The 12,266-nt window shown below is 60.1% G+C and carries 11 protein-coding genes; 6 read left to right on the forward strand and 5 right to left on the reverse strand.

The features are described 5' to 3' along the window. Nucleotides 1-155 precede the first annotated feature (155 nt). On the reverse strand, nucleotides 156-794 hold the full coding sequence (locus R6254_RS18250; protein WP_318408950.1) for a CoA transferase subunit B: 639 nt from the start codon (nucleotides 792-794) through the stop codon (nucleotides 156-158). A 1-nt stretch (nucleotide 795) separates the two neighbouring features. Next, on the reverse strand, nucleotides 796-1,503 hold the full coding sequence (locus R6254_RS18255; protein ID WP_318408951.1) for a CoA transferase subunit A: 708 nt from the start codon (nucleotides 1,501-1,503) through the stop codon (nucleotides 796-798). Nucleotides 1,504-1,619: 116 nt separating this feature from the next. Between R6254_RS18255 and R6254_RS18260 the strand changes: the two genes are divergently transcribed. Next, entirely contained in the window at nucleotides 1,620-2,174 is a 555-nt protein-coding gene (locus R6254_RS18260) for a LuxR C-terminal-related transcriptional regulator (RefSeq protein ID WP_318408952.1), read from the forward strand. Between the two features lie 89 nt (nucleotides 2,175-2,263). Beyond that, nucleotides 2,264-3,253 (forward strand): SLAC1 anion channel family protein, encoded by a 990-nt coding sequence (locus R6254_RS18265; protein ID WP_318408954.1) that lies wholly within the window; start codon nucleotides 2,264-2,266, stop codon nucleotides 3,251-3,253. 98 nt (nucleotides 3,254-3,351) lie between these two features. Here the strand turns inward: R6254_RS18265 and R6254_RS18270 are convergent, their stop codons facing one another. Further along, nucleotides 3,352-3,729, reverse strand: coding sequence for a carboxymuconolactone decarboxylase family protein (locus tag R6254_RS18270; protein WP_318408956.1), 378 nt, complete (start codon nucleotides 3,727-3,729; stop codon nucleotides 3,352-3,354). Between the two features lie 158 nt (nucleotides 3,730-3,887). Here R6254_RS18270 and R6254_RS18275 point away from each other — a divergent pair, with 158 nt between their 5' ends. Continuing rightward, nucleotides 3,888-5,321, forward strand: a complete 1,434-nt coding sequence (locus R6254_RS18275) for a catalase (RefSeq protein ID WP_318408958.1) — start codon at nucleotides 3,888-3,890, stop codon at nucleotides 5,319-5,321. A gap of 287 nt (nucleotides 5,322-5,608) precedes the next feature. Here R6254_RS18275 and ydiJ read toward each other — a convergent pair whose 3' ends face one another. Together ydiJ and R6254_RS18285 are read right to left on the reverse strand one after the other, a co-directional pair. Further along, nucleotides 5,609-8,692, reverse strand: coding sequence for a D-2-hydroxyglutarate dehydrogenase YdiJ (ydiJ, locus tag R6254_RS18280; RefSeq protein ID WP_318408960.1), 3,084 nt, complete (start codon nucleotides 8,690-8,692; stop codon nucleotides 5,609-5,611). Continuing rightward, nucleotides 8,689-9,366: a GntR family transcriptional regulator gene (locus tag R6254_RS18285; protein ID WP_318408961.1), complete on the reverse strand. Its 678-nt coding sequence runs from the start codon at nucleotides 9,364-9,366 to the stop codon at nucleotides 8,689-8,691. Before R6254_RS18285 ends, ydiJ begins: the two co-directional genes overlap by 4 nt. Nucleotides 9,367-9,515: 149 nt before the next feature. Here R6254_RS18285 and R6254_RS18290 point away from each other — a divergent pair, with 149 nt between their 5' ends. Genes R6254_RS18290 through R6254_RS18300 form a run of 3 tightly spaced genes read left to right on the forward strand, consistent with a single transcriptional unit; the run spans nucleotide 9,516 to nucleotide 12,263 of the window. Then, nucleotides 9,516-10,193, forward strand: a complete 678-nt coding sequence (locus tag R6254_RS18290) for an RraA family protein (protein ID WP_318408963.1) — start codon at nucleotides 9,516-9,518, stop codon at nucleotides 10,191-10,193. Continuing rightward, on the forward strand, nucleotides 10,193-11,227 hold the full coding sequence (locus R6254_RS18295; protein ID WP_318408964.1) for a hydroxyacid dehydrogenase: 1,035 nt from the start codon (nucleotides 10,193-10,195) through the stop codon (nucleotides 11,225-11,227). Before R6254_RS18290 ends, R6254_RS18295 begins: the two co-directional genes overlap by 1 nt. A 49-nt stretch (nucleotides 11,228-11,276) precedes the next feature. Then, the gene (locus R6254_RS18300) at nucleotides 11,277-12,263 is read left to right on the forward strand and encodes a tripartite tricarboxylate transporter substrate binding protein (RefSeq protein ID WP_318408965.1); all 987 of its coding nucleotides are present in this window, start codon (nucleotides 11,277-11,279) and stop codon (nucleotides 12,261-12,263) included. Nucleotides 12,264-12,266: the final 3 nt, after the last annotated feature.

Below are 12,266 nucleotides of genomic sequence, written 5' to 3' on the forward strand. Positions count from 1 at the left end.
TGCTCAAAAAGTTGTAACCGTGTATCAGTTTGTCAGAACAACACGATCTGCAAACCCTCGTCAGCAAGCGGTCAGCGTCTGCCATCTCGTAAAAAAGCAAAGAAAAAGCGGCAATGAATGCCGCTTCAAACCCGTAGCCGGAGATTTACCCGCTTTTAATGAAGCTTGCAGCCGGTTTTGGCTTGCAGGGCTTCCAGCGTCACACCGGGCGCCAGTTCCACCACTTTCAGGCCTTCGGGCGTGACATCCATGACGGCCAGGTCGGTGATGATGCGGTCCACCACACCCACACCCGTCAATGGCAGGCTGCACTTTTCGAGGATTTTCAGGTCCTCGGTGCCATCTTTCTTTTTGGCCACATGTTCCATGAGCACGATCACGCGTTTGACGCCGGCCACCAGGTCCATCGCGCCGCCCATGCCCTTGACCATCTTGCCGGGAATCATCCAGTTCGCCAAGTCGCCGTGTTCGCTGACCTGCATGGCGCCCAGGATGGACAAATTGATCTTGCCGCCGCGGATCATGGCAAAGCTGTCGTGGCTGCCAAAAATCGACGAACCCTTGATGGTGGTCACGGTCTGCTTGCCGGCGTTGATCAGGTCGGCATCCACCGCGTCTTCGGTCGGGAAAGCGCCTATGCCCAACATGCCGTTTTCCGACTGCAGCCAGACTTCCTTGTCTTGGGGCACAAAGTTGGCCACCAGGGTCGGGATGCCGATGCCGAGGTTGACGTAAAAACCGTCTTCAAGCTCTTGCGCCGCACGTGCGGCCATCTGGTCTTGGTTCCAAGGCATATCAGGCTCCCGCTTTTTCGGTGATGGTTCGTTTTTCGATGCGTTTTTCAGGCGTGGCATTGAGCACGATGCGGTGCACATAAATGCCGGGCAAATGGATCTGGTCGGGATCCAGCTCGCCGGTTTCGACAATTTCTTCGACTTCCACGATGCAAATTTTGCCGGCCATCGCCACTGCCGGGTTGAAGTTGCGTGCGGTCAGGCGGAACTGCAGATTGCCGGCCTTGTCGGCCACATGCGCCTTGACCAGCGACACCTCGGGCCTCAGCGCGCGTTCCATCACATAGGTCTCGCCATCAAACTCGCGCAACTCCTTGCCTTCGGCCACCTGGGTGCCGACACCGGTCTTGGTGAAAAAGGCCGGAATGCCCGCACCGCCGGCGCGCAGCTTTTCCGCCAGCGTGCCTTGTGGGGTGAACTCCAGTTCCAGCTCACCGGCCAGGTACTGGCGCTCGAACTCCTTGTTCTCGCCCACGTAGCTGGAAATCATTTTCTTGATCTGGCGCGTCTCCAGCAGTTTGCCCAGGCCAAAACCATCAACGCCGGCGTTGTTGGAGATGACGCTGAGATTCTTCACACCGCTGTCACGCAGTGCCTGAATCAAGGCTTCGGGAATGCCGCACAAGCCAAAACCACCGACAGCCATCAGTTGGCCGTCCTTGACGACCCCCTGGAGAGCCTGGGCAGCGGAGGGAAAAAGTTTATTCACAAAAATCTCCTGCAGAACTTCAACACAAACTTTGAAAACCTGACGATACTACCTAGCCGCATACGTAGTACCCCTTAAAGCTTAACCCTCACCCGCACCGGACGCCCTCAGAACCCATGGACATCGATTACCGCCTGGCCTTCAACATGGCACCGGTCGGCCTGGTGCTTTCGCGCAACCGGGCCATTGTGGACTGCAACCAGCACCTGTGCGAAATGTTTGGCGCGGCGCGCGAGCAGTTGATAGGTCAGTCTTTCCAGATTCTCTACCCCAGCGTGGATGAATACGAGCGTATAGGCGCGCGCATGTTGCCGATTCTCAACACCAAAGGCCATTACGCCGACGACCGCATCATGAAGCGGGTCGAGGGGCGGCTCAAGGGCGAAACCTTCTGGTGCCACGTCACCGGGCGCGCACTGAACCGCGCCGCGCCGCACGAATCCGGCATCTGGACTTTTGAAGACCTGAGTTCGCGCCGGCCGGTGAAGGCCGAACTCACGGCGCGTGAACGCGAGGTCGCGGCCCACCTGATGGACGGCATGACCTCCAAGGAAATCGGCCGCGCCCTGGTCATCAGCCACCGCACCGTGGAGATTTACCGCGCCCGCCTGATGCGCAAATACAAGGCCTCCACCACCGCCGACCTGGTGCACAAGCTGATGGTGGGCTGAGCGTCAATCGCTATTAATTTGATAGCTTATGGCGCTTTCTGCATGGGGGCTATCGGCCTAAAATACTTAAAAACTCAGCAAGGACAGGCATGAACACAATAACGGCCGCCCGCCCCGACAGCGCCCTGTCCCACCTGCCGGTCAGCCTGTTCGGCGCGGTCATGAGTTTGTGCGGCCTGTGTATGGCCTGGCGCATCGCCGGCGTGGCCTACGACCTCCCGGCACTGATCTCGGAAACCATAGGTGGGGCCGCCGTGTTGACCTTTCTCGTGCTCTGCGCCGCTTACGGCGTGAAACTGGTGCGCGCACCGGCCGCCGTGCGGGCCGAGTTCATGCACCCCGTGGCCGCCAATTTTTTCGGCACCTTCATCATCTCGCTGCTGCTCTTGCCGGCCGTGCTGCTGCCGTATGCGCGCTCGCTGGCCGCTGCCCTGTGGGCGCTGGGCGCGCTGCTGATGGTGCTGTTTGCCGGGTGGATGGTCACACGCTGGATGAGCGTGCGCCAGAAGTTCGCACAAGCCACGCCGGCCTGGATTGTGTCCGTGGTCGGCACGCTGGACATTCCAATTGTCGGCAACCTGCTGGGCTGGCCCGGTCTGCACGAAGTCGCTTTGTTGTCGCTGGCCGTGGGCCTGTTCTTCACCGTGCCGCTATTCACCCTGATTTTTGCGCGCCTGCTGTTTGAAGAACCCATGCCCGGGGCGCAGCGGCCTTCGTTGCTGATTCTGATGGCGCCGTTTGCCGTGGGCTTTTCGGCCTATGTGGGCACGGTGGGGCAGATCGACATCTTTGCCAGCGGCCTGTTTTACCTGGCGCTGTTCATGCTGGCCGTGCTCTTGCCCAAGCTGCTCGACTTGCCGGGCACTTGCCCGTTTCGTGTCTCGTGGTGGGCGACGGGTTTTCCGCTGAGCGCCATCTCCATTGCCGCGCTGAACTACGCGGCCTACCTGGGACTTGGCTTCGCCCACATCCTGGCGCTGATGTTGCTGGGCTTCACCACCCTCTTGGTGCTGGGCCTGGCCTGGCGCACGCTGCGCGGCATTGCGCAAGGCGAACTGGCCACCATCACGCTCGCCTGAGGTTCCACGCAACCGCCTCAATCGCTATGCTTTTGAGAGCGGATTGCGCATGACCAACCTGGGCTACAGCCCTAAAACCCTTAAGAACCACTTGGCATTCAGGTTTTCACAGGGGCGTCCACCACCTCGGCGGCACTGCGAAACGCATCCACCGCCGTAGGCACACCGCAATACACGGCGGCATGTAACAAAACTTCCTGCAACTCGGCCGGTGTGACGCCGTTGTTCAACGCGCCGCGCACATGGGCTTTGAGCTCATGTTGCTTGCCCAGGGCCGTCAGCATGGCCACCGTGATCAGGCTGCGGGTCTTGAGGTCCAGGCCGGGCCGCTGCCAGACATCGCCCCAGGCTTTGGCCGTGATGTGCTCCTGAATCGGTTGGGTGAAATCGGTGGCCTTGCCCAGGGCATTGGCCACAAAGTCTTCACCCATCACCTGCTTGCGGGTGGCCAGGCCTTTTTCAAATTGGGAATTCATTAACATCTTCTCCTGAAAAAGCCCAAGCATAGCCACAACACGCCGCTATCGGCGCCTTGAGAAATTACTATGGCGGCTCTCTTGCCTCCTGGCGGGTGATTGCACACAATGAAGCAACCCACCGCCATTTCAATCACCGAAACAAGGAAAGCACAGCCATGAGCAAACTCACCACCGCCGCAGGCGCACCGGTTGTCGACAACCAGAATATACAAACCGCGGGACCCCGCGGGCCGGCGCTGCTGCAGGACGTCTGGCATCTGGAGAAGCTGGCGCATTTTGCCCGCGAAGTGATTCCCGAGCGCCGCATGCACGCCAAAGGATCGGCGGCTTACGGCACCTTCACCGTCACGCATGACATCACCCAATACACCAAGGCCAAACTGTTTTCACAGGTCGGCAAAAAGACGGATCTGGTGCTGCGCTTTTCCACCGTGGCCGGCGAACGTGGCGCGGCCGATGCCGAACGCGACATACGCGGCTTTGCCGTCAAGTTTTATACCGAAGAAGGCAACTGGGACCTGGTCGGCAACAACACGCCGGTGTTCTTTCTGCGCGACCCGCTGAAGTTTCCCGACCTGAACCGCGCCGTCAAACGTGACCCGCGCACCAACCTGCGCAGCGCCGAAAACAACTGGGACTTCTGGACCCTGTTGCCCGAGGCCTTGCACCAGGTCACCATCGTGATGAGCGACCGCGGCCTGCCCAAGTCCTACCGCCACATGCACGGTTTTGGCAGCCACACCTTCAGCTTCCTGAATGCGACAAACGAACGTTTCTGGGTCAAGTTCCACTTCGTCACCCAACAAGGCATTGAGAACCTGAGCGATGCCGAGGCGGCGGCACTGGTCGGCCATGACCGTGAAAGCCACCAGGCCGATTTGCTGAATGCCATCGACAACAAGGACTTCCCGCGCTGGGCCCTGAAAATCCAGGTCATGCCCGAGAAGGATGCCGCGACCTACCACCTGAACCCGTTTGACCTGACCAAGGTCTGGCCGCACAAGGACTACCCGCTGATCGACGTCGGCGTGCTGGAGCTGAACCGCAATCCGGAGAATTATTTTGCCGAAGTCGAGCAACTCGCTTTTGCGCCCGCCAACGTGGTGCCCGGCATCAGCTTCTCGCCCGACAAGATGCTGCAGTCGCGCCTGTTTTCCTACGGTGATGCGCAACGTTACCGCCTGGGCGTGAACCACCACCAGATTCCGGTGAACGCGCCCAAGTGTCCTTTCCACACCTCCCACCGCGACGGCAGCATGCGTGTGGACAACAACAATGGCGCTGAGGTCGGTTACGAGCCCAACAGCAAAGGCGCGCTGCAAGAGCAACCCGACTTTGCCGAACCGCCGCTGTCGATCGAAGGCGCGGCCGACCACTGGAACCACCGCGTGGACGAGGACTATTATTCGCAGCCCGGCAAGCTCTTCCGCCTGATGACGCCGGAAAAGCAGCAACTGCTGTTTGACAACACGGCACGTGCGGTCGGCGGCGCCTCCAAAGCCATCCAGGAACGCCACATCGCCAACTGCAGCAAAGCTGACCCGGCTTACGGCGCCGGCGTGGCCAAGGCCCTGGCCAAATTGGCTTGAGCTGAAGCGGCCAGGCCCGCCCTTTGACACAAGCGCATGGTTTCCAGCCATGCGCTTTTTTTGTGGGCCACGCCCGGGATTACCTGGATAAAACAACAAGCATCGAGCCGTCACGAAAGTCGTCTTTGCAGCGTTTGCGGGTACTCGTCAGCGGCAGCTTTCTGGATCTTGAATTTTGTTGGTTGACTTGCCAGTCAGCGGTCGTTCGTGCCAGGAAACAACGGAGCCAAAGCAGACATTGCCATCCCAATGATGGGGAAGCTCGCAATTAGGGTGCTCTGTCGGGCTTAGTATTCCTCGTGCTGTTTAAGGTTTTGCGATGCCTGGTTGTACGAGCGTGGCAGCGAACGCTGTGCTTTTACTATACGGAGTAGCAACTGAAGGGGGTGCATCAACCGCAGACCATCAACAATTTTCGCCTGACACCTGCAGGAGAAACCTGTCGCAACCGTTCTGCCTTCGTGGCTAGGGTTGGCGAGGATGGGCCCCCAACTTAGGTCGTAGATTTTTTGCGACGTGGCCCTGTTCGCTAGGTCGTGTCCGTACAGTCCGGCCATACCGCAGCAGCCACTCTCCAGTATCTGCAAATCAACTCCTAGCCGACGCGAGACTTTGATCCAATCTGAAGTAGCGCTGGGGGCGTTTGTCCGCTCGGTGCAATGTGGCAAAAGCGACCATGCCGAACCCTCCTCCAGCGGTATCGGATCCAGTTCATCGATCCGCATGGACAACCATTCTTGCGGCAACAGAATCTGGGGAACTGCCTCCCTCCCCAGCGCCTTGACATACTCCGATCGGTAGGCCAAGGTCATGGAGGGATCTAAGCCAACTAACGCCACGCCGGTTTCTGCAAGCTTCCTCAACATCCCCGCATTGACGCTTGCTGTCCGCCGGAATTTGTCAAGCATACCGAGCACGTGTTGCGGCTTACCGTTAGGATGAAATGGGGCAAGCCATGGCATAAATCCCAAGTGCTGAAGCAGTTCAACAAAGTCGAGCAATACTTGGGCGTCGTAATGCGTGGTAAATGCGTCCTGCACCACTACCACGCTCTTGTTGCGCTCGGTCGGGTTCAATTTGGCCAGCGCTTCCGGCGTCGCCGTCTGCACACCCCAACGATCCAGTTGGTCCCGGATGGCGACAGTCCCAAGCTCGGGCAACTCGACAAGCCCTAACCGGCGAGCTACAAAGCGGCCAAGCTGGCTATGGGTGAACGCGTTGACGAGTCTCGGTGCTTTCGCGACCAGCGGCAGCCAGGCTTCCAGACCCGCCACAAGGTGATCCTTGGTGGGGCGTATGAAGCGGCCGTAGTAGGCATTCAAAAAACGCGACCGAAAGGCCGGAACGTCTACCTTGATGGGGCACTGACCTACACAGGACTTGCAGGCCAGGCATCCGTCCATCGCCGCTTTGACTTCATGCGAAAAGTCGGCAGGCCTGCGGCGGGCTTTCCACGTATTCAGCGCACGGGCTGGAAGATCCAGCCAGCCTCGGGACAAATCCGTGTCCGGATCAACGTCTTTAGCTGCCAGTAGCCGCAACCACTCGCGCATCAGGGACGCCCGACCTTTTGGGGAATGCTTCCGGTCTCGGGTCGCCTTCCACGACGGACACATCGCGTCATCGGGATCGTAGTTAAAGCACGCCGCGTTGCCGTTGCAATGCAGCGCATCGTCGTTGGAACGCCATACGTTGATGGGTATTTGCCTGTCGGCTTGTCCACGCGTTGGCACCTGGTCGAGGCGAGTGAGTTCATGTCCCGGCGGCGAGGCGATCTTTCCCGGGTTGAGCTGGTTGTGCGGATCGAAAGCGGCCTTGACCTCCTGCATGCGCGAATAAAGCTGGCCAAAGAAGGCCGGCGCGTACTCGGATCGAAAGCCTTTCCCATGCTCTCCCCAAAGCACACCCTTGTACTTGCGCGTCAACTCAAACACTTCATCGGAGATTTCTCGCACAAGCCGCTCCTGCGCCGGATCTTTCATGTCCAGTGCCGGTCGAACATGGAGGCATCCGGCGTCGACATGGCCGAACATGCCGTAGACCAGTCCGCGGCGATCCAGTGCCGCGCGAAACTCCTGGATGTAGTCTGCCAGGTGTTCCGGCGGAACGACGGTGTCTTCCACAAACGGCATGGGACGTTGCTCGCCCTGCATGTTGCCCAGAAGGCCCACCGACTTCTTGCGCATAGACCAGATCGCCGCAGCGGCTTCCGCACCCCGAGCGACGGTATAACCCCTTCGACCGGCCCCGCCGGCAGCAAGTGCCGACTCAACGCACGCCAATTGCTCCTGAATCGACGCTTCATCCGCAGCGACGAACTCGACGATATTTACACCCTCGGCCGGCCCCTCGGGATCGTCGGGGAAAAAAGCACGCACCTTGAGCCAGACGGCATCCTGCCGCGCCAGACCAAGGACGGTTGCATCGATCGTTTCGCTCGATGCCGCCTGTAGTTTCATCAAAGTGCCAGCATCACGAAGCGCTGCATCGAAGGAGGCGTAACGGATATTCAGCAAGGCGGTGAAGCGCGGCACCGGCGTGAGTTTCACCTTCGCCTCGGTCACGAAGGCCAACGTGCCTTCCGCACCACAGATCACGGCGCTCAGATCGAAGCGGCCATGGCAGTCGCAAAGGTGCGCAAGGTCATACCCGGTGACACACCGATTCAGCTTCGGGAAGGTATCAGCGATCAATTCCGCGTCGTCTTGGCGAATGCGATCAAGCACACGCAGCACGCGACCGACCCGGTCGTTGCGGCCTTTGGCGCTTTCGAGTTCGGTTGGCGTCAGCGGCCTGGACTGCCATTGCGTACCGTCCGTGAACACCGCGTTCAGTCCCATCACGTGGTTCCGTGTCTTGCCGTAGAGCACCGAGCCTTGTCCCGAAGCGTCGGTCGCAATCATCCCGCCAATCGTCGCCCGATTGGACGGTGAAAGTTCTGGCGCGAAGAATAGCCCGCTTGCCGCCACGGCCGCATTCAATTGGTCCTTCACAACGCCCGCTTGCACACGCGCCCAGCCTTCTTCGACATTGATTTCGAGAATGGCGTTCATATACCGAGACAGATCCACAGACAAGCCGTCCGTGAGCGATTGGCCGTTCGTGCCGGTGCCGCCGCCGCGCGGCGTGAATTTCAGGGGCGTGAAACGTGGATCACTGGAGAGCTTGGCGATACGAACGACATCTGTCTCATCACGCGGGAAGAGAATTGCCTGTGGCGCCAGCTGGTAGATGGAGTTGTCCGTCGCGAACACGGTGCGGTCGGCGTGGGTCTGTTCGATGTCACCCCCAAAGCCGCGAAGGCGGAGCTCCGCGAGGTACTGCAGGGCGAGTGAAGCCGGCAGGCCGCCAACTTGCAGGGCAGGAATCAATGCTGATCTCCATCCGGATGGGAGGCACTGAATTCAATGCGCTGGCGCTTGAACCGATGCGAGGCGACGCGCAAATGCAGGGACATGATTTGCCTGGCGAGCTCCGGGTCGCCCGCGCGGATGGCAGCGGCAAGGTCACGGTGGTGCTGGAGGCTCTGCAACTTGTCCTGCCGGGTGCTGATGAAGTGCGAACGAATCACGATCGGCATGTCGATGAGCCCTGTCAGCATCAAGCGCAGACGGGGCGAGCCGCTCGCCTCCAGGATCGCGTGATGAAACTGGGAATTGATCTCCTGCAGGCGTTCAGGTGGCCCCCCTGCCTCAGCCGCGATGGCTCTATCCATCTGTTCATTCAGGTCGTCAAGGCGATCCGCAAGCGGCAGACCGCCTCGGCGTGCCGCGAGGCCCGCGCCGTGCGACTCCAGCAAACCCCGCAAGTCGAATGTTTCTTCAATGTCGAAATCGGTCCATTCTGCTGCGCGAACACCACGGTTCGGGTCGGCCGTCGCGAGCCCGTCATCAACCAGGCGCTTGAGTGCCGCCCGGATCGGGGTCCGGCTGATTTCCAGTTCGCGCGCGATGTGTTCCTCCTTGAGCTGCGCGCCTGGCGCGTAGGTGCCTCCTATCACGCGCTGCTTCAGGATTTCGTAGGCGTTGTCAGCGGCAGCAGCCATTTTTGTTCCTATTTTGTTCTTTAATAAAGTGCAAATGGCAGGATTTACCCAAATAGGTGTATACCCTCCACCAATTATGATGACTTGATTGTTTTTTTATTGTACATTGCATGGACCTTACTCCTTAACCACTTCTATCAATACTTCCTATGGTCGGTCTTCAAATTCTCAAGCGCAAGCGCCAAGTGTCGGCGAAACTCGTGGAGGCATTCAAGGGTCTTCCAGTTGCCAATATCAGCGACTGCATGACGCGCATGGCGGCTGCGGGCCCTCGACTACGGCCCATGCACAAGGGCGGCTACCTGGCTGGACCGGCACTCACGGTGAAGTGCCGGCCTGGTGACAACCTCATGATCCACAAGGCACTCACTCTCGCTCAGCCGGGCGACGTGATCGTGGTCGATGCTGGGGGCGACCTGACGAATTCCCTTTTCGGCGAGATCATGGTCGCCACATCGGTCCGCATCGGGCTGGCTGGCATCGTTCTGAACGGCGCCGTGCGCGATTGCGAAGAGATCGGCCGGGGCAATTTCCCTCTTTACGCAGCGGGCGTGACGCACCGTGGTCCGTACAAGGACGGGCCGGGCGAGATCAATGTCCCCATCGCCATCGATGGCATGGTCATTCAGCCGGGTGACTTGATCGTCGGCGACGCGGACGGCCTTCTGTGCGTTCCATACGACGATGTCGAAGACCTCCTTGCCGCCACCCACAAGAAGATGCAACTCGAAAAGAAGATGCTGGCGGATATCGCGGCTGGCACGCTGGACACTACGTGGATCGATGCCACGCTCAAGCGCCTCGGCTGCAATCCGGAGCCTGTTTGATGACCAGCCTTCAAAAGCGGGTCGTTCGCTCCGACTTGTGGATCGCACCGGCGTTCGACGAGCGCATGGCCAGTGCGCAAGACATTGCACTGAGAGTTTTTCCGGCGCGCGGCAATAGCGCTGCAGCGTGGGACATGCTGTCGGCCGCGCACGTCTACCACATCTCCGCCGCAAAGGACGAGCTGCCTCAGGAGTTCTTTGCTCGCGCCGAGCTCCTTGCCCGTTGCCCGGAACTGCTGTGCGTTTCCGCCGGCGGGGCTGGCTATGACACGGTGGACGTCGCGGCTTGTACAGCAGCTGGTGTGCTGGTTGTCAATCAAGCCGGCGGCAACGCAGTTTCCGTCGCCGAGCACACGCTCGCGATGATCCTCGGCGTTTCTCGCCGCATGATCGAAGGCGACCGCCGCATGCGACGCGAGATCGGCTACTCCCGCGAGGATGTGATGGGCCACGAGATTCGCGGCAAGACGGTCGGGCTGGTGGGCATCGGACACATCGGCTCGCGGGTCGCTGCCCTCGCGCGCGCATTCGGTCTGGAAGTCTTAGCCACTGATCCTCTCCTGTCACACGAAGAGATCACACGTCGCGGCGCTCAGCCTGTGTCCTTCGATGAGCTCCTTACCCGTTCGGATTTTGTGTCCCTGCACTGCCCGCGTGATGCGAGCACGCTGAAGCTCATGAATGCCGACACCTTTGCCCGGATGAAGAAGGGATCGATCTTCATCACCACGGCACGCGGCGGCATCCACGATGAAGATGCGCTGGTACAAGCACTTCGGTCAGGTCACCTGGCCGGTGCCGGCGTGGACGTGTGGGACCAGGAGCCGCCTCCGTTGAACCACCCACTGCTGGCCATGGACAACGTCTTCGCGACCTACCACGTGGCGGGCGTCACCCACGAATCGCGCGGCAATGTCGCTGCAATCAGCGCGGAGCAGATTGTCAATCTGCTGGCCGGCAATCGGCCTCCCCGCCTCATCAATCCCGAAGCTTGGCCTGCCTACGAAAAGCGTCGTGTACAGGTCCTCGGCTGAAGTTGCCCATTCCTTCCTCAACCTACCTTTCCCAAAAGAGACAACTGAAATGCAACGCATCACCGCACTCCTGCGCCGCTTCGTGCCGGCCCTGGTTCTGTCCGCTGTCGCCGCCGCCCCTGGCATGGCGTTCGCGGCCTATCCCGAACAACCGATCAAGATGATCGTGTCGTACGCTCCCGGAGGGGGCAGCGACGTCATCGCGAGACTGGTCGCGCAATACATGGCCAAGCATCTTGGCAACAACGCCAGCATCGTGGTCGTGAACCGGCCGGGCGCAGGCGGCGGCATCGGTTTCGGCGAGCTCACGCGCGCTCCGGCGGACGGCTACACGATCGGCATGATCAACACGCCGAATGTTTTGACGATTCCGATCGAACGAAAGTCGAACTTCCACTGGCAGGACTATGACCTGCTGGGGAACGTGGTCGACGATCCAGACAACATCTCGGTGCGCGCTGACAGCGAATTCAAGACGCTCAAGGACCTTGTCACGTACGCCAAGGCGCATCCTGGGGAGGTGTCCTACGGCACAACCGGGGTCGGCTCGGACGACCATCTTGCGGCCTTGCAGCTCGAAAAGGCGGCCGGGATCAAGATGAACCATGTGCCTTTCAAAGGTGCCGCCGAGGTCCTCAATGCCACGGTGGGCAAACAGATCACGATCGCAGTCATGAACATCGGCGAGGCGCTGGCCGCTGTGAAGGGCGGCAACCAGCTTCGCCAGCTCGGCCAAATGAGCGCGAAGCGGAGCAGCGTAGCTCCGGACGTGCCGACGTTCCGCGAACAGGGGTACGACATCATCATGGCGTCCCTACGCGGCTTCGCAGCGCCCAAAGGCTTGCCCGCACCGATCCGTGAGCAGCTCGCCTCCGCACTGAAGAAGACCGCCGCGGACCCGGAATTTCAAGCTAAAGCTGCGAGCTACTTCGCTCCTCTGCGCTATCTTGAACCTCAAGCCTACTCGGCAGAACTGAAAGACACCGAGGCCAGCTTCAAGCAGCTGTGGCAAGTGATGCCTTGGGGAGAAAAGTAAGCC

Source organism: Polaromonas potterensis (assembly GCF_033446725.1).
Lineage (GTDB): Bacteria > Pseudomonadota > Gammaproteobacteria > Burkholderiales > Burkholderiaceae_C > Polaromonas.